Below are 26,477 nucleotides of genomic sequence, written 5' to 3'. Positions count from 1 at the left end.
GACGGCCTTCTGCACTGCGGACTGGACGGGGGGTGGGGCGGCCGTCACCGGCGCGGCACCCGCTGCTGCGATGCGGCGCGGCGCTGGGCGCGGTTGCCCTGGCCGGAGCCGTCCTCTCGGGCCGCCTCGAAACGCCCGTAGGCGTCGACGATGTCGGAGACGAGACGGTGGCGCACCACGTCGCTGCTGTCGAGTCGCGCGAAGTGGATGTCGTCGATGCCCTCGAGGATCTCGGTCGCGGCCGCGAGACCGGACCGGGCACCGCCCGGCAGATCGATCTGGGTGACGTCGCCGGTCACGACGATCTTGGCCCCGAATCCGAGCCGGGTGAGGAACATCTTCATCTGCTCGGCGGTGGTGTTCTGCGCCTCGTCGAGAATGATGAACGCGTCGTTGAGCGTGCGTCCTCGCATGTAGGCGAGCGGCGCGACCTCGATCACTCCGGCTTGCATGAGCTTCGGGATGGCCTCGGGGTCCATCATGTCGTGCAGCGCGTCGTGCAGGGGCCGCAGATACGGGTCGATCTTTTCGTGCAGGGTGCCCGGCAGGAATCCGAGGCGCTCCCCGGCTTCCACCGCAGGCCGGGTGAGAATGATGCGGTTGACCTGCTTTGTCTGCAGCGCCTGCACGGCTTTGGCCATGGCCAGGTACGTCTTGCCGGTGCCGGCAGGACCGATCCCGAACACGATGGTGTGGGAGTCGATTGCGTCGACGTAGCGCTTCTGGTTGAGCGTCTTGGGCCTGATCGTCTTACCCCGCCGGGACAGGATGTCGAGGCTCAGGACGTCGGCCGGTGACTCCGACAGCCCCTGGGTGAGCATGCCGACGGTGCGGCGGACGGCATCGGGGCCGAGGGTCTGGCCGCGGCGCACGATCGTCACGAGTTCGCCGAATACGCGTTCGGCGAGGGCGACGTCGGCGGGGCTGCCGCTCAGGGTGACAGTGTTGCCGCGCACATGGATATCCGCGGCCAGGGCACTTTCGAGGGCGATGAGGTTCTCGTCCGTCGCGCCGAGAAGAGGCGCAGCTACGTCCGGCGGAAGGTCCAGGCTGGACCGAACCGGAGTGGGTTCGATGTTCTCAGGGTCGCGGGTGCGGTCTGGTTGACTCACGTGGACGGTACGGCCTGCTTTCCGTTCAGCTCCGGCACGACGGTCGTCGTGTCCGCACCAGTCTAGCGCTGTGCGTTGGCACCCTTCACGGCATTGATTTCCGTGCCGCGCGGGTCACCGCGCCGATCGTCTCTCCCGTGAGCGCTCACCACCCACCGGCGCGCGTCGTCGAGCACGTCCGGCGACCGGTCGACGGGCACTCCTGCCAGCACGAGAACGCCGAGAGCCATGCTCTCGCCGTCGTCGCGGACCAACCCGAAGTTGGCTTGCTCCAGCACGGACATGGTCAGCCCCTCCATCATCCCGACGAGTACCGCCGTGGGCAGGTAGGCGGGAAAGAGGCCGGAGTCACGTCCGCGTTCGACGACGTCGACCGTCCGGGTTCGCACCGGAGCGATGAGTTCGGCGATCCGGTGGTCGCCGACTTCTTTGCGGGCGAACGACAGCAGCATCCGGAAGCGGTCGCCGACCGGCCACGTGCGCAGGGCCCCGACCGCGAGGGCGACCGCGGGATCGTCGGGTTCGGGGTGGTCGAGAGCGTCCGCGAGCGCGGCCGACGCTTCGTCGGAGAGACCGTCGACGAGCGCTTCGCGGTTGGGAAAGTGGGCGTACACCGTCCGGCGCACCACGCCGGCGGCACGCGCGACGTCGTCCATGCTGGCGTCGGGGTCCGCGGCGAAGCACGTCATCGCGGCGTCGAGGATGCGGCCCCGGTTGGCATTCGCTCGCGTCCGCGGCCGTCCGGCCGAATCCTCCACGCTGTTCAACCTCTTTCCCCGGCTCCCACTCGAGCTTCCAGTCTACTTGCACAGCCGTGTACAAATAACTAGGTTGCACACGGCTGTGCAAATAGAGCGTCCCGCGACGCCGACGCAGGAGGAACCATGTCCGCACCCGTTGCCGGGACCGGCCGCACTCTCGGAGCCGAGGCTCCCTATCGCCTGCGGTGGGCGGGTCTCGGAGTGCTGTGCCTGAGCCTGCTCATCGTGGTCATGGCCAACACGGCCCTGATCGTCGCAGCACCGAGCATGCTGCGAGATCTGCACCTCACCAGCGCCGACATGCAGTGGATCATCGACGGGTACACCGTCCCGTACGCCGCGCTCATGCTGCTGTGCGGCGTGCTCGGCGACCGGTTCGGCCGGCGACGCGCCCTGCTCGCCGGCTTGGCGGTCTTCGCCGCAGGTGCCGTGTACGGCAGTCTCGCCGGCTCGGCCTTCGACGTGATCGCCGCGCGGATCGTGATGGGCGTCGGCGCGGCGGTGATCATGCCCGCCACGCTGTCTCTCCTGGTCGCCATGTTCCCCGGCCACGAACGCGCCCGCGCGATCGCCGTGTGGGCCGCGACGTCCGGGCTCGCCATCGCCCTCGGCCCCCTGCTGGCGGGCTGGCTGCTCGAATCGCACGGATGGGGCTCGACGTTCCTCATCAACGTCCCGATCGCCGCCGCCGCAGCGATTGCCGCGGTTGCGCTCGTCCCGGCGTCCAGAGCGGCGGATCTCGAGCGCACCGACTGGGTCGGTGGCGCCCTGTCCATCGTCACGGTGGGCGGTCTCGTCTACGCCATCATCGAGGGCGCCCACGCCGGTCTGCACCCCACGGTGCTGGTCGCGTTCTTCGCTGCATCCATCGCCGCCGCGGTGTTCGTCGCCTGGGAACTCCGGCACCCCCAGCCGCTGCTCGACCTGCGACGGGTCGCCGACCGCGCAGTCGGAGGCGCGAGTATCTCCGTGCTGCTGCTCTTCTTCGCCACGTTCGGTGCGATCTACTTCGTGGCGCAGCAATTCCAGTTCGTCTTCGGATACGGACCACTCGAGACGGGGCTTCGGCTGCTTCCCCTCGCCGTGGCGGTATCGCTGGGCGCCGCGCTGAGCAGCCGGGTGGCTCCCCGCTGCGGAGAACGTGTCGCCGTGGGCGGCGGCCTGCTCCTGGCCGCGGCAGGTGTTCTCGTCCTGGCCGTCTTCGACCCGGCGTCCGGATACGGCCCGTTCCTTGCCTCGCTGCTGTTGCTCGGCGTGGGCATCGGAGTTGCCACGCCGCCGGCCACCGACCTCATCATGGGCGGCTTCCCGGAGTCGGAACTCGGTGCGGCGGGAGGCCTGAACGACACGGCCGTCGAGTTCGGCGGCTCGCTGGGTATCGCGCTGCTCGGATCCGTGCTCGCCGCCTCGTACCACCGCGGCATCTCCGAGTTCCTCGACGGTCTGCCGCTGAGCGAGGTCACGGGCCCGATGGCCGCGCGCGCCGCCGAGGCCGTCGAGGCCGCGGGCGATTCCGTCGGTGGCGCTGCGATTGTCGCGGAGGAACTGGCGAAGAACCCGATCACGTCGTCGTACACCGAGCCGCTGCTCGAGGCGTCGGGAGCGGCGTTCTCCCATGCGGTCGGGGTGGGCAGCCTGGTCAGCGGTGTCGTCCTCGCGATCGGGGCGGCTCTGGTGATCGCGCTTCTTCCCCGCCGAGCAGAACCGGCCGGACCGGATCAGGCCGTGAGCAGTTCCCGCGACAACGCCCAGGATCGCGAGGTCTTGTCCAGAAACGCGTAATGATCCTCGCCGTCGACGACGTGCAAGGTCACGTCGTCTCCGGCGGCACGGGCAGCCTTCTCGTAGCGAGTCGCAACGGAAACGGGAACCTGGGCGTCCTCGCTTCCGTGCACGACGGCGACCGGCACACCGATCGGAACGCAGTGCATCGGCGACGCCGACCGGTACAGCGCGGGATCCTCGTCGTACTGCATCCCGAAGAGGTCCTCGATGTAGTCGATCCTGCGCCCGCGTTCCCCCGCCGACGCCAGGTCGAGCGCACCTGCCTGCGCGACCACCAGTTGCGGTCGCGGGGTGACGGGCTGGGCCGCGAGCCAGACGGCGAGTTGACCGCCGGCCGAGTGTCCGACGATACGCACGCGGTCCAAGTCGACTGCGACACCCGACTTTTCGGCACACTCCGCGACCAGGGTGGGTATGGCGTGGTACGCGGCAAGGATGTCGGCGGACATCTCCGGCCAGCGGCCGCCCGCCCCGATCCTGCGGTACTCCACGTTCCACGCGACCACCCCGTGGCGGGACAGCTCCAGTGCGATCGGGGTACCGAGATTGAGCCCGTACCGACCGCTCCAGTACCCGCCGTGCACGACCATCACCACGGGCACGGGGCCGTTCGCGGCCTCGGGGAGATAGAGATGACCGAACTGTTCGGGGCCGGGACCGTAAGGGATTCGCGTGCGGGACATGGCGAAAACGCTAGTGCAGCGGTTGATCGTGCCAGCGGCCGGTGAGGACCCCGATGGCGCCGAGCGCGACCGCCGCGGCCGTCGAGGTGCGCAGCACAGTCGGGCCGAGCGACACCGCGACCGCACCTGCCTCGACCAGTGCCCGCACTTCCGTGTCGTCGAGTCCGCCTTCCGGACCGACCACCAGGATCACATCGCCGGCATCGCGCAGGGGCAGGTCCGCGAACGGGGTGGTCGCCGACTCGTGGAGAACGGCCACCACACCCCCGCTCGCGACGGTCTCCCGCACCCGCTCGAGCACGTCCGCGGTCCGGTGCAGAGCCGCCACCTGCGGCACGTAAGCACGACGGGACTGTTTCGCAGCCGCCACCGCGACAGCCTGCCACCGGGCAACACCCTTGTCCGCCTTGGCATCCCACCGAGCGACACAGCGCGCCGATTGCCACGGCACGATCGCGTCGACACCGGCTTCCGTCGCGAGTTCGACAGCAAGTTCGGAACGGTCCGATTTCGGCAGCGCCTGGACGACGGTCACAGCGGGCCGCGACGCGGGAACCGTGCGCCGTGCGCGCACAACCGCTTCGAGCCTGTCCTTCGCCGCGGCGGTGACTTCTACCTCGGCGACGCCGCCCCGCCCGTCGGAGAACACGAGTGGCTCCCCGACGGAGATGCGGCGAACCGTCGCGGCATGCCGACCCTCCTTGCCGTCGAGCACGGCGATCTCACCGGGCTCGGGCAACGGATCGAGATAGAACAGGGTGGCGGCCACGGCGGCTAGCGGGCGCTGAACGCGTCGCGCAGGCGGGAGAACAACCCACCGGAGTGCTGCGAACCGTTGGTCACCACTTCGGCGTGGTCACGCTCGTTGTTCCGGCGCAGTTCTTCGAGCAGCTTGGTCTGCTTGCTGTCGAGCCGCGACGGTACGACCACCTCGAGGTGAGCGTGCAGGTCACCGCGTGTGCCGGACCGGAGTTTCGGCATGCCGTGCCCGCGCAGCACCGTGACGGAGCCGGGCTGGGTTCCCGGGGCGACCGCGATCTCGGTGGGCCCGTCGAGAATGGTCTCGAGAGTCACCGACGTGCCGAGTGCCGCGTCGACCATCGGCACACGAACGGTGCAGTGCAGATCGTCGCCGTCGCGCACGAACACCTCGTGCTGCTGCTCGATGACCTCGACGTACAGGTCACCCGCGGGGCCGCCGCCCGGGCCGACCTCGCCCTGCGCCGCGAGGCGGATGCGCATTCCGTTGCCGACGCCCGCCGGCACCTTGACCGTGATCTCGCGACGAGCCCGGACCCGGCCGTCGCCACCGCACTTGCGGCACGGATCTGGGATGGTCTCACCCGCTCCGCGGCAGGTCGGGCACGGGCGCGAGGTCATGACCTGCCCGAGGAAGGACCGTTGCACCGACTGGACCTCGCCGGCGCCACCACACGTCTCGCATCGCACGGGCTTCGAATCGCCGTGGGTGCCGGAACCGGTGCACTCGTCACACAGGATGGCCGTGTCGACCGTGACGCTCTTGGTGACACCGCGCGCGCATTCCTCGAGGGTCAGACGCGTACGCAGCAGGGAGTCGGCGCCGGGCTGCACGCGGCCGCGGGGTCCACGGCTGCCGCCGGCCCCGCCACCGAAGAACGCCTCGAACACGTCGCCCAGGCCACCACCGAAGCCGGCGCCTCCGAAGCCGCCGCCACCGCCGCCACTCGTCTCGAGGGGGTCGCCGCCGAGATCCACGATCCGGCGTTTGTCGGGGTCGGACAGCACCTCGTACGCCGCTGAGATCTCCTGGAACCGCACCTGGGCGGATTCGTCGGGGTTCACGTCGGGGTGATGTTCCCGCGCCAACTTGCGGTACGCCCGTTTGATCTCCTGGTCGGTCGCGCCTTTGGACACGCCGAGCGTCCCGTAGTAATCCCGTGCCACGTTGAGTTCTCGTCCTTACTTCTCTACACAGATGAACAATGTCCGGCGTCGAACCGTGCTCAGCGCTCGCCGAGTACTTCGCCGATATATCTCGCGACGGTCGCGACCGACGCGATGGTTCCCGGATAGTCCATCCGGGTGGGGCCGAGCACCCCGAGCCCGCCGAAGACCGTGCCTGCCGCACCGTATCCGGTGGAGACGACCGAGGCGGTGCGCATCTCCTCGACCTGCGTTTCTTCCCCGATGCGGACGGTCACCCGGCCCGCGTCCTGGCTGGCGGCGAGCAACTTGAGCACCACCACCTGCTCCTCGAGGGCTTCGAGGACCGCGCGCAGCGATCCCGGCACCCCGTGACCGTGACCCTCGAAGTCTGCGGCGTTGCGGGTGAGGTTGACGGTGCCGCCCAGCACGAGGCGTTCCTCGGGATGTTCGACCAGGGTCTCCACGAGAATCGTGGCGCACCGGATGACGGCGTCGCGCAGGTCCTCGGGCGCATCGTCGGCCAGTTCGGTGACGGCGATCGACGCCGCCGCGAGGCGCTTGCCCGCGAGTGCGGCACCGAGCAGATCGCGCAGTCGCGCGAGATCCTCGTCGCCGATGACATCCCCGAGTTCCACGATGCGCTGATCGACCCGGCCGGAGTCGGTGATGAGCACGAGCAGCAACCGCGCCGGCGTGAGTGCGACCACCTCGAGGTGACGCACCGACGACGCCGACAGCGTCGGGTACTGCACGATCGCGACCTGCCGGGTCAGCTGTGCCAGCAGCCGTACGCCGCGTCGCAGCACGTCGTCGAGGTCGACTCCGGATTCGAGGAATTGCAGGATCGCCCGTCGTTCGGCCGCCGACAGCGGTTTGACCTCCGCGATGCGGTCGACGAACTGGCGGTATCCCTTGTCCGTGGGAACCCGGCCCGAACTCGTGTGCGTCTGGGTGATGTACCCCTCCGCCTCCAACGCCGCCATGTCGTTGCGCACCGTCGCGCTGGACACACCGAGATTGTGGCGATCGACAAGCGTCTTCGAGCCGATGGGCTCCTTGGTGGACACGTAATCCGCCACGATCGCGCGCAAGACCTGAAATCGTCGTTCCTCGGTGCTCGACAACCCGCCCACCTCCGTTTCCACATGTGCGTGCTACATGTCCCGTACCGGACCAGTCTAATCGTGTCCGAAATGTGCAGGCACGTGCCACACCGGGCCGGCCGTTCGCCCGGAGCACAGCGCCTACCGCCGTGAGGGCCGGGCGGGGGTCACCCGTACTGTGTGCGCATGATTTTCAAGGGCGTCCGGGACGGGAAGCCGTACCCCGATCACGGGTTGTCGCTGCGTGACTGGTCGCGAATCCCACCGCGGCAGGTGCGTCTCGACGAAATCGTCACCACAACCAAGGTTCTCGAACTCGACCGGTTGCTGTCCGAGGACTCGACCTTCTACGGCGACCTGTTCCCGCACGCGGTGCAGTGGCAGGGCGTGCTGTATCTCGAGGACGGGTTGCACCGCGCGGTGCGGTCGGCGCTGCGCAACCGCCCGGTGCTGCACGCCCGCGTCTTCGACTACGACGCGCTCGCACCCGCGCCGGACGCGCCGGCCGAACTCCCGCCGTCGGAGCCGTTCCCCGCGCCGGGTGAGGCGTTGGGCGGCGAGCCGGACTCGCCGCCGAATCCGCCCGGGGTCGGGCGCCACCGGAGCGACGACGCCGGCGACGAATAGCGCCGCGCTCGGCGCCGGGCGGGATCAGCCCTCGGCGCCGAGCAGGATCGTCCGGACCACCGCGTCGGCGAGGAGCCGCCCGCGGTCGGTGAGGACGAGATGTTCGTCGGAGATCTCCGCGAGACCGTCGGCGACCACCGAGTCGGCGGCGACGCGCTCCCCGGCGTCGAGGACGCCGAGGGGCAACCCGGTCCTCAACCGGACCGCGAGCATCACGACTTCGGTGTGCACGTCCTCGGCGCTCAGGCGCTCGCTTCCGCCGACCGGCAGACGTCCGTCCGCGAGGATGCCTGCGTACCGCGCGGGATGCTTGACGTTCCACCACCGGGTTCCGCCGACGTGACTGTGCGCGCCGGGACCCGCTCCCCACCAGTCGCCGCCGTCCCAGTAGCCGAGGTTGTGGGCACAGCGCGCCGAAGGGTCTTGCGCGGCAGCCCAGTTCGATACCTCGTACCAGGTCATGCCTGCATCCCGGAGACGTGCGTCGATCCGCTCGTACCGTGTGGCGAGCACGTCGTCGTCGGGGGCGGGAAGCTCTCCCCGGCGCACCCGCCGGGCGAGCGCGGTGCCGTCCTCGACGATGAGCGCGTACGCGGACACATGATCGACGCCGGCGTCGAGCACCGCGTCGAGAGATGCCTCGAGGTCCGAGTCACGCTCCCCCGGTGTGCCGTAGATGATGTCGAGATTCACGTGGTCGAAGCCCGCTGCGCGGGCCTCCCGCGCCGCCGCGACCGGGCGTCCCGGAGTGTGGGTGCGGTCGAGTACGGCCAGCACGTGCGGCGCGGCGGACTGCATGCCCAGCGAGACCCGGGTGTATCCCGCGGCGCGGATGCGGTCGAAGAATTCGGGCGAGGTCGACTCCGGATTCGATTCGGTGGTCACTTCCGCACCGGGAGCGAGACCGAACGACTCCCGGACGGCGCCGAGGACATCTGCCAGCCCGTCCGCACCGAGGAGCGACGGTGTGCCACCCCCGACGAACACCGTCTGCGCGGCCGGCGCGCCCCGGCCGGTGCCGCCGAGCATCTCCGCGCCGGCGGCGAGTTCCCTGCGCAGGCCCTCGAGCCACGATGCCGGCGAGGCAGCGCTGCCGAGTTCACCCGCCGTGTAAGTGTTGAAGTCGCAGTAGCCGCAGCGCGTCGCGCAGAAGGGGACGTGGACGTACACCCCGAACGGCCGGGTGCCCACTCCCTCGAGGGCGTGCTCGGACAGCGCGAAGCCGTCCTCGGCATCGGCGACACCTGATTTTCCCGCGGTGCGTTCACCGATTTCCGTCGTACTCACACCCCCAGTGTCCCAGACACGCGCGGGCCCGCGACCACGGCCGGGGCGCCTACCTCGACATTTCCCCCGAATTCGGTGGAAATAGCCGCCGAGTTTCGGAATCGCGCCGATGACATGGCACAATTGGCGACATGACCGGACCCGGAGTGCGACTCGTGGCTCGCCGCCACGTCGACCTCAAGCGCGTCTGTGCGTCATGCTGTCTGCCTTGCGCCGCCTGTTTCTGCGCCGACTGTCTGTAGTCGGCACCACCCGGCAATCCCCAGATCCCGCCGGGTCGAGGCGTGCTCGCAACGAGGTACAGCTCCCTCCTGCGCACTCGGCCCGTCAACGCACACTCCAGGAGACCCCGCATGACGTCGTCCACCGACGCCACTCCCACCGACGGTTCGGCAGCCCCAACCCGGCGTGCGGGGCGGCCCACCAAGACTCGCGCCGAAGGCCAGTGGGCTCTCGGCTACCGCGAGCCGCTCAACGCCAACGAGCAGACGAAGAAGGACGACAACCCTCTCAACGTCCGCCGGCGGATCGAAGAGATCTACGCGCACCAGGGCTTCGACAGCATCGACAAGTCCGACCTGCGCGGCCGCTTCCGCTGGTGGGGCCTCTACACGCAGCGCGAACAGGGCTACGACGGTACGTACACCGGTGACGAGAACCTCGACCTGCTCGAGGCCAAGTACTTCATGATGCGGGTGCGATGCGACGGAGGCGCGCTCAGCGCCGCGCAACTGCGCACCGTCGGCGAACTCTCCACCGAGTTCGCCCGCGACACCGCCGACCTGTCCGACCGCGAGAACGTGCAGTACCACTGGATCGAGGTCGAGAACGTTCCCGAGATCTGGCGCCGTCTCGAAGCGGTCGGATTGCAGACCACCGAGGCGTGCGGCGACTGCCCCCGCGTCGTGCTCGGGTCGCCGCTCGCCGGAGAGTCCCTCGACGAGGTCATCGACGGCACCCCGGCCATCGACGAGATCGTCCGCCGCTACATCGGCGACCCGAAATACTCCAACCTGCCGCGCAAGTTCAAGACCGCGATCTCCGGTCAGCAGGACGTCGTGCACGAGATCAACGATGTCGCGTTCGTCGGCGTCGAACATCCCGAGCACGGGCCCGGGTTCGATCTGTGGGTGGGCGGTGGCCTGTCCACCAACCCGATGCTCGCCCAGCGCGTCGGCGCCTGGATCCCGCGCGACGAGGTTCCGGACGTGTGGGAAGCGGTCGTCTCCGTCTTCCGCGACTACGGCTACCGCCGCCTGCGGGCGAAGGCGCGCCTGAAGTTCCTCATCAAGGACTGGGGCATCGAGAAGTTCCGCGAGGTGCTCGAACAGGAGTACCTGAAGCGTCCGCTGATCGACGGTCCCGCGCCCGAGAAACCGGCCCGGCCGATCGACCACATCGGCGTGCAGAAGATTCGCAACGGCCTCAACGCCGTCGGCTTCTCCCCGATCGCGGGACGGGTGTCGGGCACGGTCCTGACGAAGGTCGCGGACGCCGCCGAACGAATCGGTTCCGACCGTATCCGGTTCACCCCGTACCAGAAGCTGGTGATCCTCGACGTCGCCGACGACAAGGTCGAGGAGCTGATCGCCGAACTCGAGCCGCTCGGGCTGCGTGCCCGGCCGTCGCACTGGCGGCGCAACCTGCTGGCGTGCAGCGGAATCGAATTCTGCAAGTTGTCGTTCGTCGAGACCCGCAAGCGCTCGCAGGCACTCGCGCCGGAGCTCGAGCAGCGACTCGCCGACATCAACGCCGACCTCGACGTGCCGATCACGATCAACATCAACGGTTGCCCGAACTCCTGTGGCCGGTCGCAGATCGCGGACATCGGATTCAAAGGCCAGCTCGTCGACGACGGCGACGGGAAACAGGTCGAAGGCTTCCAGGTCCATCTCGGCGGCAGCCTCGGCCTGGACTCCGCATTCGGCCGGAAGCTGCGGCAGCACAAGGTGACCAGCGACGAGCTCGGTGACTACATCGAGCGCGTCGTGCGCAATTTCATGAAGCACCGCACCGAGGGCGAACGTTTCGCGCAGTGGGCCGTACGCGCGGAAGAAGCCGACCTGCGATGACCGAGACAACCGACGAGCGGACGGGGCAGATGACGATCGACACCGCGACAGCCGACGAGCTGCGAGCGATAGCCGCGCGAGGTGCGGAAGAACTGGAAGGCGCGTCCACTCAGGAACTTCTGCGGTGGACCGACGAGACATTCGGGGCGCCCGTCGAGGGCGCACGCAGCGGATACATCGTCGCCTCCAACATGCAGGACGGCGTCCTGGTCCATCTCGCGGCGCAGCAGCGCCCCGGCGTGGACGTGCTGTTCCTCGACACCGGCTACCACTTCGCCGAGACCCTCGGGACCCGCGACGCCGTGGAACAGGTGTACGGCGTCAATATCGTGAACGCCCGCGCCGCGGCCACCGTCGCCGAGCAGGACGCACTGCTCGGCAAGGATCTGTTCGCCCGCGATCCCAACGAGTGCTGCCGCCTGCGCAAAGTGGTGCCGCTGACCGAGTCCCTCCGGGGCTATCGCGCATGGGTCACCGGTATCCGCCGGGTGGAGGCACCCACTCGCGCGAATGCGCCGCTGATCTCCTTCGACGATGCGTTCGGCCTCGTGAAGATCAACCCGATCGCCGCGTGGTCCGACGAGGACATGCAGAACTACATCGACGAGCACGGAATTCTGGTCAACCCGCTCGTCGACGAGGGTTACCCGTCCATCGGGTGTGCCCCGTGCACTTCCAAACCACTTCCCGGGGCCGATCCGCGCAGCGGACGCTGGGCCGGCCGAGCCAAGACCGAATGCGGGTTGCACGCCTCATGACACTCACCGATCCGACTCCCACCACTGCCCGCGCCACGCTGGACGGCACCAAGTTCGACACTCTCGACGCACTCGAGTCCGAAGCGATCCACGTCTTCCGTGAGGTCGCCGGGGAGTTCGAGCGGCCGGTGATCCTGTTCTCCGGCGGCAAGGACTCCACCGTCCTGCTGCACCTGGCGATCAAGGCGTTCTGGCCCGCACCGCTGCCGTTCGCGCTGCTGCACGTCGACACCGGGCACAATCTGCCCGAGGTTCTCGACTTCCGCGACCACATCGTCGAGAAGTACAACTTGCGTCTGCACGTCGCGAGTGTCGAGGACTACATCGCCGACGGGCGGCTCACCGAGCGGCCCGACGGTATCCGCAACCCGCTGCAGACCGTCCCGCTGCTCGACGCGATCACCGAGAACCGTTTCGACGCGGTCTTCGGCGGTGGCCGGCGCGACGAGGAACGCTCGCGCGCCAAGGAGCGGATCTTCTCGCTGCGCAACGCATTCGGCCAGTGGGATCCGAAGCGGCAGCGCCCCGAGTTGTGGAACCTCTACAACGGCCGCCACTCCCCCGGAGAGCACGTCCGGGTGTTCCCGCTGAGCAACTTCACCGAACTCGACATCTGGCGCTACATCGCCCGCGAGGACGTCGAACTCGCGAGCATCTACTACGCGCACCAGCGCCCGGTCTACCGGCGCGACGGCATGTGGATGACGCCCGGCGTCTGGGGCGGCCCCGCCGACGGCGAGACCCTCGAAACCCGCTCGGTGCGCTACCGCACCGTCGGTGACGGCTCGACGACCGGCGCGATCCTGTCCGAGGCGGTCACCAACGAAGACATCCTCGACGAGGTCGCCGCGTCGCGGCTGACCGAACGGGGCGCCACCCGGGGCGACGACCGTGTTTCCGAAGCGGCCATGGAAGACCGCAAGCGAGAGGGCTACTTCTGATCATGAGCGACCTCCACGAGCCCGGCCTGCAGAGCGAGACGCAACTGCTGCGCCTCGCCACCGCGGGCAGCGTCGACGACGGTAAGTCCACCCTCGTCGGCCGGCTCCTGTACGACACCAAGTCGGTGCTCGCCGATCAGATCGACGCTGTGACACGAGCTTCGGTCGACAAAGGCCTCGACACCCCGGACCTCTCGCTGCTCGTCGACGGTCTGCGTGCCGAACGCGAACAGGGCATCACCATCGACGTCGCCTACCGGTACTTCGCGACCCCGAAGCGCAGCTTCGTGCTCGCCGACACCCCGGGGCACGTCCAGTACACCCGCAACACCGTCTCCGGCGCCTCGACCGCCCAGCTCGTGGTGCTGCTCGTCGATGCGCGCAAGGGGGTCATCTCTCAGACCCGTAAGCACGCCGCGGTGCTCGCGCTGCTCGGTGTGCCGAAGCTGGTACTCGCGGTCAACAAGATCGACCTCGTCGACGACCCCGCCGAGGTCTTCGGCCGGATCAGTGCGGAGTTCAACGAACTGACGGGTTCGCTGGGCTGGTCTCCCGACGACGTGCAGGAGATTCCGGTCTCGGCGCTGCACGGCGACAACATCGCGATCCGGAGCGAGAACACGCCCTACTACGACGGCCCGACGCTGATCGAGCACCTCGAGTCGGTGCCCGTCGACGCCGACGTGCACGGACGGCACGAGGTGGGTCTGCGCTTCGCGGTCCAGTACGTGATCCGGCCCCGTACCGCGGAGTTCCCGGACTACCGCGGGTACGCCGGTCAGATCGCCGCCGGATCGGTCCGGCCCGGCGACGAGATCGTCGTCCTGCCTTCGGGGGTCCGGTCCACGGTGCAGCGCATCGACACCGCCGACGGTGAACTCGACATCGCACACGCCGGTCGCTCGGTCACTCTCGTTCTCACCGACGACGTCGACATCTCCCGCGGCGACCTGCTCGCCTCGCCCGGGGATGCACCCGAACCGCTCTCGGAGTTCGAGGCCACCGTGTGCTGGCTCGCCGAGAAGCCTCTGCGGCCCGGCGCGCGTCTGCTCCTCAAGCACGGCACTCGCACCACCCAGGCGATCGTCGGCACGCTCGAGGAACGATTCGACGAGCAGACCCTCACCTCGGAAGATCACCCGGAGTCCTTGGAGCTCAACGAGATCGCGCGTATCACGGTGCGTGTCGCGGAGCCGATCGCGGCGGACGACTACAAGGTCAACCGGCGTACCGGCAGTTTCCTGCTGATCGACCCGGCCGGCGGCAACACGCTCGCCGCCGGACTGGTGGGCAACGGCCTCGCGGACATCGAACTCGGAGATCGCGTCCCCGCATGATCCCGCTGATCGCCGTCGCGCACGGCAGCCGCGACCCCCGCTCTGCGCGGGCCGTGGCTGCCGCGCTCGCGGTGCTGCGGACAGAGCACCCCGAATGGGATGTGCGCCTCGCATTCCTCGATCTGAACACGCCGTCGGTACCGCAGGTTCTCGACGCCGTCGCCGCCGACGGGTACCGCCGCGCGGTCGTCGTACCGTTGCTGCTCGGCAGCGCGTTCCACGCCCGCGTCGACCTGCCCGCGATCCTCGCCGACGCACGCACCCGCACCCCCCCGCTCGAGGTGATGCGCGCCGACATTCTCGGCGACGACGCGCTCCTCGTCGCCGCCGCCCGCGACAGCATCGCGTCGACGGGTGTCGCGCTGGACGACCCGTCCGTCGGGGTTGCGTTCTGTGCCGTCGGCTCGCGCCGAGACGAGGCGAATACCGCCACGGCGCGCGTCGTTCCGCGGGTCACCGACGGCACCACATGGGCGGCCGTCCCGTGCTACGCCACGGCTGCCGAGCCGACTGCCGCCTCGGCGCTGGGACTGCTGGCCCGGTCCGGGTGCCGCACCCTCGTGGTCGCACCCTGGATGCTCGCTCCGGGGCTTTTGTGGGACCGGGCGTGTGCCGCTGCCGTCGAGGCGCATCCCGGCGTACGTATCGCCCCGACCCTCACCACGCATGCCGCCGTCGGGCACGTCGTCGCGGAGCGTTATCTCGCGGCGGTTCGGCGCGCCACCGTTCGCGCCGCCGCCTGACACGGCCGCCCGCTGCCGGGGATCCGGCTACCGAGAGCCCTGCTGCCCAGAACACGGCTGCCCTGAACACGGCTGCCCGACCTCGTTCGATGTCCTCGCGTTCACTTTTGTCCTATACAAGTAGGTGTTCCATCGAACACGAACGACCTCGGGCTCGGATCACTTCAGGGAGCGCACGTGCAGAACGAGTTACGCCGCTACATCGACCGTCTCCGCACCGAGGGATTCTCCGTGCGCGACGATCACGGCGAAGACCCCGACCTGATCGACATCGAGGGCAAAGCCGTCAACACGTGGCGCAAGAACTACCCGTACGACGAGCGTATGGATCGGGCGACCTACGAAGTCGAGAAATACCTGCTGCAGATCGAACTGCTCAAGTTCCAGGCATGGTCGAAGGAGAACGGCTCGAAGCACGTCATCGTCTTCGAGGGCCGTGACGCCGCCGGCAAGGGCGGCACGATCAAACGTTTCCAGGAATACATCAATGTCCGGCACGCCCGGGTGGTCGCGCTGAACAAGCCGTCCGACCGCGAGCAAGGGCAGTGGTACTTCCAGCGCTACGTCAGGCACTTCCCCACCGCGGGAGAACTCGTGATGTTCGACCGCTCCTGGTACAACCGCGCCGGTGTCGAACGGGTCATGGGATTCTGCACCGACGAGGAGTACGAACAGTTCGTCACGCAGGTCCCGATGTTCGAACAATTGGTCGTCGACTCCGGGATCTCGCTGACGAAGTTCTGGTTCTCCGTCACGCGGGACGAGCAGCGCACGCGGTTCGCGATTCGTCAGCTCGACCCGGTGCGGCGCTGGAAGCTCTCCGAAATGGACCTCGAGTCGCTCGAACGCTGGGAGGAGTACACCGCGGCGAAGGAAGAGATGTTCCTGCGTACCGACACCGACCTCACCCCGTGGACCACGATCAAGTCCAACGACAAGAAGCGCGCGCGGATCAACGCGATGCGCTTTTTCCTGAACCAGTTCGATTACGACGACAAGGACACCCAGGTGGTCTTTCCGGCCGATCCGAACATCGTGCAGCGAGGCAAGGACGCCGTCGGCGACTGAGTATCCGTTCCGACGCGATACGGCAGATTCGTTGCTCGACCGTGCGGCCTACCCCAGACTGAAGAAGACAGGGAGCGAGGATCCATGAGCACAGGAACACCGGCCGGGGGAATCGTGGTGGGGATCGACGGGTCCGACAGCGCGATGTACGCGGCCAGGTGGGCCGCCGCGATCGCACGCAAGCTCGGTGAACCGCTCCGGCTCGTCCACGCCCATCCCGGGGGCCCCGGCGACGACGACGAACCCACGCGCGCCGTGCTCGACGACGCCGAGGCCGCGGTCCTCGACACGGAGACGGCACGCCAGGCGACAGGCGAGCGCATCCCCGTGGGTGAGTTGGCGATCGAGAAGATTCCGGTGGCGGGCCGGCCCGCCAACGCGTTGTCCGACCTGTCGGCGTCGGCGCGGATGATCGTGCTCGGGCACACCACCACCAGCGAACTACAGTCCATGTTCCGCAGGTCCGACGTCGTGTACGTCGCCAACCACGCGGTCTGTCCGGTGGTGTCGTGGCGGAGTGAGAACGGTTTCCAGCCCCCGGACGGACGTCCGATCGTGGTCGGGGTCGACGGCACCGAACTCAGCTCCTCCGCGATCGCGGAGAGCTACATCCTCGCGGCGGCGCTGGAGGCACCGCTCGTCGCCGTGCACACCTGGGTGGAACAGTCCACGATCACGTACGGCGAAGATTCTCGCTTCACGGACTGGACGGATTTCGCGACGTTCGAGAGGGCCGGAATGGTGGAGTCCATGTCCGGCTGGGCTTCCCGATTTCCCGATGTGCAGGTCGAGCACCGGGTCGAGCGCGGCAAGCCCGACATCGTCCTGCTCCAGCACTCGGCCGATGCACAGCTGCTCGTCGTCGGCAGCCACGGCCGCAGCGCGAAGTCGTCCGCGATACTCGGCTCGACCAGCCAGGGACTCATCCACCACAGCTACTGCCCGGTGGCGATCTGCCGCACTAGGTGACGGGGACCGCGTCCAGTTGCGGCGCCCTCGTGGCGCGGGCGTAGACGGTCTCGCCCGCAGCCAACCCGAGGGCGTGCGCGTCTCCGCGGGTGACCTGGGCCGAGAACGGCTCGCCCGTCGCCTCGTTGCGCAACTCCACTCGCACCTCGAAACCGAGGTGCACGACGCGTTCGACGGTGGCGCGGGTGATGCCCAGTGTCTCGGCCGTTCCCTCGTGCTGCGCCAGCGCGAGTTCCGGCTGCCGTCCGAGCCGGATGTCGTGAGGTCGTACGAGTTGGCCGTTGAGCTTGGACACGGTGCCGAGGAACGACATCACGAAGGTGTTGGACGGCCGGTCGTACAACTCTTCCGGGGTTCCGACCTGCTCGATGCGGCCCTGGTTCATCACCGCGATGCGGTCGGCGACGTCGAGCGCTTCTTCCTGGTCGTGAGTCACCAGCACCGTGGTGACGTGAACTTCGTCGTGCAGACGGCGCAACCAGGTCCGCAGGTCGGTGCGGACCTTGGCGTCGAGTGCGCCGAACGGCTCGTCGAGAAGCAGCACACGGGGATCGACCGCGAGTGCTCGCGCCAGGGCCATGCGCTGGCGCTGACCACCCGAGAGTTGCGCGGGGTAGCGGGACTGGAAACCGCCCAGGCCCACGATCTCGAGGAGTTCGTTGACCTTCTTCTCGATCTCCGGCTTGGGCCGCTTGCGGATCTTCAGCCCGAACGCGACGTTCTCCCGCACCGTCATGTGCTTGAACGCGGCGTAGTGCTGGAAGACGAATCCGATATCGCGCTTCTGCGGCGTCACGGTGGTCACGTCCTCGCCCGCGATGTGGACGGTGCCGCCGTCCAGCGACTCGAGACCCGCGATGGACCGCAGCAACGTCGACTTCCCGGACCCGGACGGCCCGAGCAGCGCGGTGAGCGACCCCGACGGGATGTCGAGGCTGACATCGTCGAGTGCCGCGAAGCTGCCGTAATTCTTGCGTGCCCCGGTGACGGTGATCATTCTTCGGTGCTCCTCTTGCGGTCGAGCAGGGTCATCAGCAGCAGGACGATCACCGCGATGGCCATGAGCAGGGTCGCGGCGCTGTAGGCGCCGAAGGTGTTGTGGTCGTCGATGTAGCGGGCATGCACGAGCAGAGTCAAGGTCTGGGAAACACCGGGGAAGCCCGACGAGACCATGATGACGGCACCGAACTCACCGAGCGCGCGGGCAACGGTCAGCACCACTCCGTAGGTCAGTCCCCAGCGGATGGCCGGCAGCGTGATCCGCCAGAACGTCTGCCAGGTATCGGCCCCGAGGGTCGCGGCTGCCTGTTCCTGTTCCTCACCGATCTCGTACAGGACCGGTTCGACCTCGCGGACCACGAACGGCAGGGTCACGAAGATCGTGGCGATCACCATGCCGGGGAGCCCGAAGATCACCTTGAATCCGAGGGATTCGACGGCACCGAACCAGCCGTTGGCACCCCACAGCATGATCAGCGCGACACCGACCACGATCGGCGACACGGCGAACGGCAGGTCGACGACGGCTTGCAGGAGGCGGCGGCCGGGAAACCGGCCACGGACGAGTGCGAGCGCCACGACGATGCCGAACACCACGTTGACGGGTACGACGATCGCGACGATCAGCAGCGAAAGATTCAGGGCGGAGATCGCCGCCGGGGTGCTGATCGACTCGGCGAAGGCGCCGATTCCGTTCTCGAACGTGCGGTACAGGATCACGCCGATGGGCACGAGCAACAGGACGAACAGATACCCGAGCGCGATCGTGCGCAGCGAGATCTTGACGGGAAGCGACACGTTCACCGGTCGTTCTCCTGTCTGCGGAGGCCACGGCTCGCGACCCAGCGGAGCACGAAGAGGGCGACGAAGGCGATGAGCAGCAGCACCACCGACACGGCCGCGGCATTGACGGGCCGATCGATCTCGATCTGCTGCTGGATGTACTGGGAAGCGACCTGGGTCTGATACGGAATGTTGCCGCCGATGAGCACGATCGAGCCGTATTCACCGATGGCACGCGCGAATGCCAGGCCGGTGCCGCCGAGAATTGCCGGCGCGAGCACCGGCAGGACCACGGTGCGGAAGATCGTGAAGTTGTTCGCCCCGAGCGACGCGGCAGCCTCCTCCACCTCCCGGTCCACCTCGATGAGTACCGGCTGCACGGCCCGGACGACGAACGGCAGCGTGACGAACGCCAGGGCGATCACCAGGCCGGGCTGGGTCGCGTTCAGTTGCAGCCCGATGGGACTCTGCGGCCCGTACAGCGAGAGCAGCACGATGCTCGCGACGATCGTCGGCAGGGCGAACGGCAGGTCGATCAGCGCGTTGACGACCTTCTTACCGGGAAACTCGTCGCGGACGAGGACCCAGGCGACGATCGTGCCCATCACCGCGTTGATCGCGGCGACCACGATCGAGACGCCGACGGTCACGCGCAGGGTTGCGAGGGCAGCGGGAGCGGTGACCGCGTTCCAGAACCCACCGAATCCGTCCGACAGCGAATGGGCGGCAAGCGCAGCGAGGGGCAACAGGACGATCAGGCTCAGCCACAGCGTGGCCACGCCGATCCCGAGAGGTCCGACGGTGCCGGTGATCCGTGCTCTGCGTGTGCGACGACGAGCCGCCGGCGCGGGAGGCGTTGCTCCCGCACCGGCAGTCTGCTCGGAAATGCTCAAGACGACGCTCTACTTCGTGGCGTTGTCGTAGACGATCGCGATCGAGCCGGAACCGTCCGCGAACAGTTCTTCGTTGACCGTGTCCCAGCCGCCGAGATCGGCGACGGTCCACAGCTTCTCCGGCTCCGGGAAGTCCGCGGCGAACTCTGCCGCCACGGCAGGATCGACGGGCCGGAACCCGGCCTCGGCCCACAGACGCTGGCCTTCGGGGGTGTAGAGGAAGTCGTTGAACGCCTGTGCCTTCTCGGCGTTCGGCGAGTTCTTCAGGACCGCGGCAGGATTCTCGATCTTGAATGTGACAGGCGGAGTGACGTGTTCGACGGGGTCACCGTTGCGCTCGATGAACAAGGCTTCGTTCTCGTAGCTCAGGAGAACGTCGCCGGTCCCCTGCAGGAACGTCTCGGTTGCCTCGCGCCCCGACTTCGGCTGGACCTTGACGTGATCGTTGACCAGGGCGGTGACGTAGTCGATCCCGGCCTGCGGGTCTTCACCACCGTTGCTGAGGGCCGCGTACGGTGCCAGCAGATTCCATTTCGCGGAGCCCGAACTGAACGGATTGGGGGTGACCACCTCGACGTCGGGACGCAGGAGATCGTTCCAGTCCCGGATGTTCTTGGGGTTTCCCTCACGCACCACGATGGTGACGACCGAGCCGAACGGCACACCCCCGTAAGCGTTTTCGTTCCACGCTTCGTTGACGAGCCCGGCCTCGACGAGGCGGGTGACATCGGGCTCGACGGAGAAATTCACGAAGTCGGCCGCGGCCCCGTCACGCACCTTCCGCGACTGGTCCCCCGACGCTCCGTAGGACTGCTGGAAAGCGACGTCCGTGCCCGCTTCGGTTTCCTCGAAGGCAGGGATGAGCAGGTCGTATCCGACCTTCGGCACGGCGTAGGCGTAGAGGTTGATCGTGCCGGCGGAGCCGTCGCCGCCACCCTCGGCGCCTGCGGTGTCGCTCGACCCGCCGCTGCACGCGGTCAGTGCCGTCACGGTGGCCGCCGCCACTGCGGCAACGAGAACTCTGGTGCGCTTCTTCATGACACAAGCCTCCTGAGGGGCTGTTCGGTGAGGTGATCGAACGGACGACGGCAACGCCACCCGGCACACCACGAACCGGGGTGAGTCAGGGCGACGGAATCATCCGTGAGGGGAGCGCGGCGGACAGGAGCGAGAACACTCCCCGCCGAAAAGAGGGACCGGGTCGAGAAACAGGGTCAGCGACAACAGTCGATATCGGCAACCGAGGGCATACCTACAGCGATCAACGCCAGTTCATGGCGGATTCGAGGTAGCGCGGTCGCGGTCACTCGGCAGACTCTAGCAGAGGCTGTGGGGCTCCCGAAACCGACGTTTCGGGCGACGAAGCAGGTGTCAGCGGGTCAGTAACCAGGCGATGACGACGAGCAGCAGCAGGGCGATCAGCGCCAGGGTCACACGCGAGCGCGGCATGTCAGCAATCCTCCGGGTCCGGGGCGGGCGATACGGGTTCGCGGCGTCCGACCATCGCGAACGCTCCGGCGATCACGCGGTCCAGCAGCCAGGCGACGCCTCCGCACAGCGGCACCAGCACAACGAGTACGAGTGCCGACTGCGGCACAAAGGACAGTCCCGCGAGCCACAGCTCGAAACCGTCCCACCACGATGCCAGTCGATCCACTCTCCTCACCTTAGTGGCTGCCGGAACTCGTCCGTACGCAGCCCGGCAATGCCGCCCCGGACAGCTCCCTTCGCGGGATCATGGGGGGATGGCTTCGTCACACCGCCTCCGGGTCGCCGCACTGCACGACAGCCCGCATCCGCCGATCGACGATTATGCGTTCCTGTCCGACTGTGAGACGACGTGCCTGATGGCGCGCGACGGATCGGTGGAATGGATGTGCCTGCCGCGCCCGGACTCCCCCAGCGTGTTCGGCGCGGTCCTCGACCGCAGTGCCGGCCGGTTCCGTCTCGCACCGCACAACCGCAGCGTTCCGGCGGCGCGCCGTTATCTGCCCGGCGGGCTCGTCCTCGAGACGACGTGGCAGACCGACACGGGCTGGATGGTGGTGCGCGACGCGCTGGTGATGGGGCCCTGGTACGACGTCGACGAACGCTCCCGTACCCATCGGCGCACCCCGTCGGACTGGCAGGCCGAGCACGTTCTGCTCCGTACCGTTCGCTGCGTCAACGGCACGGTCGAACTGGACATGTCGTGCGAGCCCGCCTTCGACTACCACCGGTGCGGCGCCGAGTGGCGGTACACCGGAAAGGTATACGAGGAAGCGACGGCGATGCGGGCCGGCGCACCCGACGAACAACCCCAGTTGCGGTTGACCACCAACCTCCGGATCGGCATCGAGGGTGGTGAAGCGCGCGCCCGTACCCGGCTCGACAAGGGTGACTCGGTGTTCGTCGCACTGTCGTGGTCGGAACTGACGCCGCCGCGGACGTTCGCCGACGCGGTCGCGAAGATGACCAGCACGCAGGATTTCTGGCGGGAATGGATCACCACCGGGCGCTTCCCGGATCATCCCTGGCGTACCTATCTGCAGAGCAGCGCCGTGATCCTCAAGGGTCTGACCTACGCCCCCACCGGCGCACTGCTTGCGGCACCGACCACTTCCCTTCCGGAAACACCTGGCGGAGAACGGAACTGGGACTACCGCTACGCCTGGGTTCGCGACTCGACGTTCGCACTGTGGGGCCTGCACACACTCGGGCTGGACCGCGAAGCCGACGACTTCTTCTCGTTCATCCTCGACGTCTCGCAGAACGCCGACGGGAGCGACCGCACATTGCAGGTGATGTACGGGGTGGGCGGCGAGAGCTCACTTCCCGAGTCGACACTCGACCATCTCAGCGGATACGACGGCGCCAAGCCGGTCAGGATCGGAAACGACGCGTATCAGCAACGCCAGCACGATATCTGGGGAACTCTTCTCGACTCGGTGTACCTGCACGTGCGTTCTCGGCGGCAGATCCCCGAATCGCTGTGGCCGATCTTGCGTCAGCAGGTCGAGGAAGCTGCCGCTCATTGGCGCGAACCGGACCGGGGCATATGGGAAGTGCGCGGCGACCCGCAGCATTTCACGTCGTCGAAGGTGATGTGCTGGGTAGCTCTCGATCGCGGCGCGAAGCTTGCCGACCTGCACGGCCGGGACAGCCACGCGCGGCGGTGGGCGGCGACCGCCGACGAGATCAAGGCGGACATTCTCGAGCACGGCGTCGACGAAAGAGGCGTGTTCACACAGCGATACGGAGACCCGTCACTCGACGCCTCTACCCTGCTGATCCCGTTGTTGCGCTTCCTTCCCGCCGACGACCCCCGGGTGCGCGCGACGGTACTGGCCGTGGCCGACGAGCTGACCGAAGACGGACTGGTGCTGCGCTATCGCGTCGAGACCACCGACGACGGACTCTCGGGCAAAGAGGGAACCTTCACGATCTGTTCGTTCTGGCTGGTGTCGGCACTCGTGGAGATCGGGGAGGTCGAACGTGCCGCAGCGCTCTGCCATCGCCTGCTCGAGTTCGCCAGTCCCTTGAAGTTGTACGCGGAGGAGATCGATCCCGAATCCGGTCGACATCTCGGCAACTTCCCGCAGGCGTTCACGCACCTGGCGCAGATCAACGCGGTGGTGCACGTCATCCGCGCCGAGAGCAGAGTCCACACGGGGGAATTCCGCCCGGGACACCCGATCACCTGACCGGTGTCGTTCCCGCCGCCCCGCGTCAGCGGAAACGGGCCAGAAGCGCTTCCGCTGACGCCGCGATCTCGCGGATGACCTGTCCCGCGGGTCGCTCCTCCCGCACCGAGCCGACAGCCTCCCCCGCGTAGACCACACCGATATCGGGATCGTCGCCGGTGTACGCCTCGGCGAGGACGTCCTCGTCGGCGACTGTGCCGTGGAAGCGGTCGGTGAACGCATTCGTCAGCGCGCGCCCACCCCACCGTGACGGCCACGGTTGATGCCGGGCCTTGTCGAAGATGTCGGTGTAGACGGTATCCGCGCTCCCGGCGTCGACGACCTTCGTGCGCGCGTACTCGGGGCCGACCGTTTCCGGGCTCGCCAGCAGCGCGGTCCCGACGAACGCGCCCTGCGCCCCGGCTGCCAGAACCGCGGCGAGTCCCCGTCCGGTGGCGATTCCGCCCGCGGCGAGCACCGGCAGCGACGTGGACTCGAGAACCTCCTGGAGCAGCGGCAGAGTGCCGACCCTGCCCGTGTGCCCGCCGGCCTCGTGTCCCTGGGCGACGACGGCGTCCACGCCCGCCGCCTCGACGACCCGCAAGTCGTCGAGCGTGTTGATCTGCGAGAGGACCAGCGCACCGGCCTCGCGGACCCGGTCGACGTACGGGGCCGGATCGCCGAACGACAACGCGACCACCTGTGGGCGGTGCGCGAGAACAGCAGCGAGCAGTGAATCGTCGTCGGCCAGCGACCACGTCATCAGCCCGAACCCGACCGGCCCGTCCCCGATGTCGCGGGCGACGCGCACTTCGGTGTCGAGCCACTCGGGGGTGTTGTACCGGGCCGCTCCGATGAGTCCGAGGCCGCCGGCTTTGGTCACCTCTCCCGCCAGCACACCCCCGGCGCGGCCGCCCATCGGCGCCCCCACGAGCGGGACGGAGATTCCGAGTGTCCGGGTCAGCCAGGTGTCGAGCACTGGTTCTCCTTCGTGGGGCCGCGCGAGAACTACTCCGGGAACTACTTCTTCGGCTTGTCGGACGCGGCGTCGGACGAGAGCGCCGCGACGAATGCCTCCTGCGGCACCTCGACACGACCGATCGTCTTCATGCGCTTCTTGCCTTCCTTCTGCTTCTCGAGCAGCTTGCGCTTACGGCTGATGTCACCGCCGTAGCACTTCGCGAGCACGTCCTTACGGATGGCCCGGATATTCTCGCGCGCAATGATTTTCGATCCGATCGCCGCCTGGATCGGCACCTCGAACTGCTGACGCGGAATCAGCTCACGCAGCTTGGTGGTCATCTTGTTGCCGTACGCGGCCGCGGCGTCCTTGTGCACGATCGCACTGAAGGCATCGACGGCTTCGCCCTGCAACAAGATGTCCACTTTCACCAACGCCGATTCCTGCTCGCCGGACTCCTCGTAATCGAGGCTGGCGTAGCCGCGGGTGCGCGACTTCAGGGAATCGAAGAAGTCGAAGATGATCTCCGCCATCGGCAGCGTGTACCGCAACTCGACGCGGGTCTCGGAGAGGTAGTCCATGCCACCGAGCTCGCCGCGGCGGGACTGGCACAACTCCATGATCGAGCCGATGAATTCGCTGGGCGAGATGATCGTGCACTTGACGATCGGCTCGTAGATCGCCCTGGCCTTGCCCTCGGGCCAGTACGACGGGTTGGTGACGATGGTTTCCTGACCGCCCTCGAGCACCACGCGGTAGACGACGTTCGGCGCGGTGGAGATGAGATCGAGGCCGAACTCGCGCTCGAGACGTTCTCTCGTGATCTCCATGTGCAGCAGACCGAGGAAGCCACACCGGAAACCGAACCCGAGCGCGACCGACGTCTCGGGCTCGTAGGTCAGCGCTGCGTCGTTGAGTTGCAGCTTGTCGAGCGCATCGCGCAGGTCCGGGTAGTCCGAGCCGTCGACGGGGTAGAGACCCGAGTACACCATGGGCCGCGGCTCGCGGTATCCCGTGAGCGGTTCGGTGGCGCCGTTGCGCGCGAGCGTCACCGTGTCGCCGACCTTCGACTGACGCACGTCCTTCACGCCGGTGATGAGGTACCCGACCTCGCCGACGCCGAGGCCCTGGGTGGGCTTGGGCTCGGGCGAGACGATGCCGACCTCGAGCAGTTCGTGCGTGCTGCCGGTGGACATCATCTTGACCTTCTCGCGCGGCACGATCCTGCCGTCCACCACGCGCACGTACGTGACGACACCGCGGTAGGTGTCGTACACGGAGTCGAAGATCATGGCGCGCGCCGGCGCGTCGGCATCACCGACGGGAGGCGGCACCTTCCGGATCACCTCGTCGATCAGAGCCGGGACGCCTTCGCCCGTCTTGCCCGACACGCGGAGAACGTCCGACGGCTCGCATCCGATGATGTTCGCGATCTCGGCGGCGTAGCGATCGGGATCGGCGGCGGGCAGATCGATCTTGTTGAGGACCGGAATGATCGTCAGGTCCTTGTCGAGCGCGAGGTACAGGTTCGCGAGCGTCTGCGCTTCGATGCCCTGCGCCGCGTCGACCAGCAGCACCGCACCCTCACAGGCCTCGAGTGCTCGCGACACCTCGTAGGTGAAGTCGACGTGGCCGGGCGTGTCGATCAGGTGCATCACGTACTCTTCGCCGTCGTACTTCCAGGGAAGCCGGACGTTCTGCGCCTTGATCGTGATGCCACGTTCGCGCTCGATGTCCATGCGGTCGAGGTACTGCGCGCGCATCTGCCTTTCCTCGACGACGCCGGTGAGCTGCAGCATCCGGTCCGCGAGCGTCGACTTGCCGTGGTCGATGTGCGCGATGATGCAGAAGTTCCGAATCTTCCCGGGGTCCGTGAAGGTGGTGTCGGCGAAGGTGCTGATGTCGTGCTCCTGACTCGGGATGGCAACGGTCGTGCAGACCGCGGTCACACCAGCAGAATATCCAAGCCTGCGCGTGCTCGGGACCCCGGCCGGGGCTCGGCTCACCGAGCCCGGTGCTCACCGG

Annotated in this window: 24 protein-coding genes; 10 read left to right on the top strand and 14 right to left on the bottom strand. The window is 67.9% G+C overall.

The annotated features are described in order from the left end of the window. Positions 1-44: 44 nt before the first annotated feature. On the bottom strand, positions 45-1,112 hold the full coding sequence (locus HF886_RS05790) for a PhoH family protein (RefSeq protein WP_169620316.1): 1,068 nt from the start codon (positions 1,110-1,112) through the stop codon (positions 45-47). Positions 1,113-1,174: 62 nt separating this feature from the next. Then, the gene (locus tag HF886_RS05785) at positions 1,175-1,870 is read right to left on the bottom strand and encodes a TetR/AcrR family transcriptional regulator (protein ID WP_346765296.1); all 696 of its coding nucleotides are present in this window, start codon (positions 1,868-1,870) and stop codon (positions 1,175-1,177) included. Between the two features lie 126 nt (positions 1,871-1,996). Here HF886_RS05785 and HF886_RS05780 point away from each other — a divergent pair, with 126 nt between their 5' ends. After that, positions 1,997-3,655 (top strand): MFS transporter, encoded by a 1,659-nt coding sequence (locus HF886_RS05780; RefSeq protein WP_169651765.1) that lies wholly within the window; start codon positions 1,997-1,999, stop codon positions 3,653-3,655. Here the strand turns inward: HF886_RS05780 and HF886_RS05775 are convergent. Genes HF886_RS05775 through hrcA form a run of 4 tightly spaced genes read right to left on the bottom strand, consistent with a single transcriptional unit; the run spans position 3,592 to position 7,373 of the window. Beyond that, positions 3,592-4,341 (bottom strand): prolyl oligopeptidase family serine peptidase, encoded by a 750-nt coding sequence (locus tag HF886_RS05775; protein WP_169651764.1) that lies wholly within the window; start codon positions 4,339-4,341, stop codon positions 3,592-3,594. The two genes, HF886_RS05780 and HF886_RS05775, sit on opposite strands and share 64 nt — an antisense overlap. A gap of 10 nt (positions 4,342-4,351) precedes the next feature. Beyond that, complete coding sequence (locus HF886_RS05770; protein ID WP_169620320.1) at positions 4,352-5,110, bottom strand: 16S rRNA (uracil(1498)-N(3))-methyltransferase; 759 nt, start codon at positions 5,108-5,110, stop codon at positions 4,352-4,354. Positions 5,111-5,115: 5 nt separating this feature from the next. Then, positions 5,116-6,267: a molecular chaperone DnaJ gene (gene dnaJ / locus HF886_RS05765; RefSeq protein WP_169620321.1), complete on the bottom strand. Its 1,152-nt coding sequence runs from the start codon at positions 6,265-6,267 to the stop codon at positions 5,116-5,118. 59 nt (positions 6,268-6,326) lie between these two features. Then, a complete protein-coding gene (gene hrcA / locus HF886_RS05760) occupies positions 6,327-7,373 on the bottom strand; it encodes a heat-inducible transcriptional repressor HrcA (RefSeq protein ID WP_169651835.1) in 1,047 nt (348 codons plus the stop codon). Between the two features lie 165 nt (positions 7,374-7,538). Between hrcA and HF886_RS05755 the strand changes: the two genes are divergently transcribed. After that, complete coding sequence (locus HF886_RS05755; protein ID WP_169620322.1) at positions 7,539-7,979, top strand: type II toxin-antitoxin system VapB family antitoxin; 441 nt, start codon at positions 7,539-7,541, stop codon at positions 7,977-7,979. A gap of 24 nt (positions 7,980-8,003) precedes the next feature. Here the strand turns inward: HF886_RS05755 and hemW are convergent, their stop codons facing one another. After that, positions 8,004-9,194 carry a radical SAM family heme chaperone HemW gene (gene hemW, locus HF886_RS05750; RefSeq protein ID WP_206036740.1) on the bottom strand — a complete coding sequence of 397 codons (1,191 nt, stop codon included), beginning with the start codon at positions 9,192-9,194 and terminating at the stop codon, positions 8,004-8,006. A gap of 425 nt (positions 9,195-9,619) precedes the next feature. On the opposite strand from hemW, the gene HF886_RS05745 reads away from it, so the two are divergent. The 7 genes from HF886_RS05745 to HF886_RS05715 all read left to right on the top strand — a co-directional run bounded on the left by HF886_RS05745 (position 9,620) and on the right by HF886_RS05715 (position 17,154). Beyond that, the gene (locus HF886_RS05745; protein WP_169620324.1) at positions 9,620-11,338 is read left to right on the top strand and encodes a nitrite/sulfite reductase; all 1,719 of its coding nucleotides are present in this window, start codon (positions 9,620-9,622) and stop codon (positions 11,336-11,338) included. A 29-nt stretch (positions 11,339-11,367) separates the two neighbouring features. Continuing rightward, complete coding sequence (locus HF886_RS05740) at positions 11,368-12,096, top strand: phosphoadenylyl-sulfate reductase (RefSeq protein WP_169651834.1); 729 nt, start codon at positions 11,368-11,370, stop codon at positions 12,094-12,096. Next, complete coding sequence (cysD, locus tag HF886_RS05735) at positions 12,093-13,037, top strand: sulfate adenylyltransferase subunit CysD (RefSeq protein WP_169620325.1); 945 nt, start codon at positions 12,093-12,095, stop codon at positions 13,035-13,037. The genes HF886_RS05740 and cysD overlap by 4 nt, the downstream gene beginning before the upstream one ends. Positions 13,038-13,039: 2 nt before the next feature. Beyond that, entirely contained in the window at positions 13,040-14,374 is a 1,335-nt protein-coding gene (locus HF886_RS05730; RefSeq protein ID WP_169620326.1) for a GTP-binding protein, read from the top strand. Further along, a complete protein-coding gene (locus HF886_RS05725; protein ID WP_169651763.1) occupies positions 14,371-15,117 on the top strand; it encodes a sirohydrochlorin chelatase in 747 nt (248 codons plus the stop codon). Before HF886_RS05730 ends, HF886_RS05725 begins: the two co-directional genes overlap by 4 nt. A gap of 177 nt (positions 15,118-15,294) precedes the next feature. Further along, positions 15,295-16,185: a polyphosphate kinase 2 gene (gene ppk2 / locus HF886_RS05720; RefSeq protein ID WP_169620328.1), complete on the top strand. Its 891-nt coding sequence runs from the start codon at positions 15,295-15,297 to the stop codon at positions 16,183-16,185. Between the two features lie 84 nt (positions 16,186-16,269). Further along, a complete protein-coding gene (locus HF886_RS05715; protein WP_169651762.1) occupies positions 16,270-17,154 on the top strand; it encodes a universal stress protein in 885 nt (294 codons plus the stop codon). On the opposite strand, the gene HF886_RS05710 is transcribed toward HF886_RS05715, so the two are convergent. The 5 genes from HF886_RS05710 to HF886_RS05690 form a co-directional block, all read right to left on the bottom strand. Then, entirely contained in the window at positions 17,147-18,151 is a 1,005-nt protein-coding gene (locus HF886_RS05710) for a sulfate ABC transporter ATP-binding protein (protein WP_169620330.1), read from the bottom strand. The two genes, HF886_RS05715 and HF886_RS05710, sit on opposite strands and share 8 nt — an antisense overlap. Beyond that, a complete protein-coding gene (gene cysW / locus HF886_RS05705) occupies positions 18,148-18,957 on the bottom strand; it encodes a sulfate ABC transporter permease subunit CysW (RefSeq protein WP_169620331.1) in 810 nt (269 codons plus the stop codon). Before cysW ends, HF886_RS05710 begins: the two co-directional genes overlap by 4 nt. Continuing rightward, positions 18,954-19,748, bottom strand: a complete 795-nt coding sequence (cysT, locus tag HF886_RS05700) for a sulfate ABC transporter permease subunit CysT (protein ID WP_296549262.1) — start codon at positions 19,746-19,748, stop codon at positions 18,954-18,956. Before cysT ends, cysW begins: the two co-directional genes overlap by 4 nt. Before the next feature lie 90 nt (positions 19,749-19,838). Further along, on the bottom strand, positions 19,839-20,867 hold the full coding sequence (locus HF886_RS05695) for a sulfate ABC transporter substrate-binding protein (protein WP_169651761.1): 1,029 nt from the start codon (positions 20,865-20,867) through the stop codon (positions 19,839-19,841). 412 nt (positions 20,868-21,279) lie between these two features. Continuing rightward, complete coding sequence (locus HF886_RS05690) at positions 21,280-21,486, bottom strand: hypothetical protein (protein ID WP_169620334.1); 207 nt, start codon at positions 21,484-21,486, stop codon at positions 21,280-21,282. An 88-nt stretch (positions 21,487-21,574) separates the two neighbouring features. On the opposite strand from HF886_RS05690, the gene HF886_RS05685 reads away from it, so the two are divergent. Beyond that, the gene (locus tag HF886_RS05685) at positions 21,575-23,512 is read left to right on the top strand and encodes a glycoside hydrolase family 15 protein (RefSeq protein ID WP_169620335.1); all 1,938 of its coding nucleotides are present in this window, start codon (positions 21,575-21,577) and stop codon (positions 23,510-23,512) included. Positions 23,513-23,537: 25 nt separating this feature from the next. Here the strand turns inward: HF886_RS05685 and HF886_RS05680 are convergent, their stop codons facing one another. Further along, positions 23,538-24,470, bottom strand: a complete 933-nt coding sequence (locus HF886_RS05680; RefSeq protein WP_169620336.1) for a nitronate monooxygenase — start codon at positions 24,468-24,470, stop codon at positions 23,538-23,540. A 41-nt stretch (positions 24,471-24,511) separates the two neighbouring features. Next, positions 24,512-26,401 (bottom strand): translation elongation factor 4, encoded by a 1,890-nt coding sequence (gene lepA, locus HF886_RS05675; protein ID WP_296549240.1) that lies wholly within the window; start codon positions 26,399-26,401, stop codon positions 24,512-24,514. Positions 26,402-26,477 lie beyond the last annotated feature (76 nt).

Source organism: Rhodococcus sp. 105337, assembly GCF_012844225.1.
GTDB lineage: Bacteria > Actinomycetota > Actinomycetes > Mycobacteriales > Mycobacteriaceae > Rhodococcus.
Note: the sequence above shows the minus strand (reverse complement) of the source record. Positions and strands in the feature narration are given on the sequence as shown.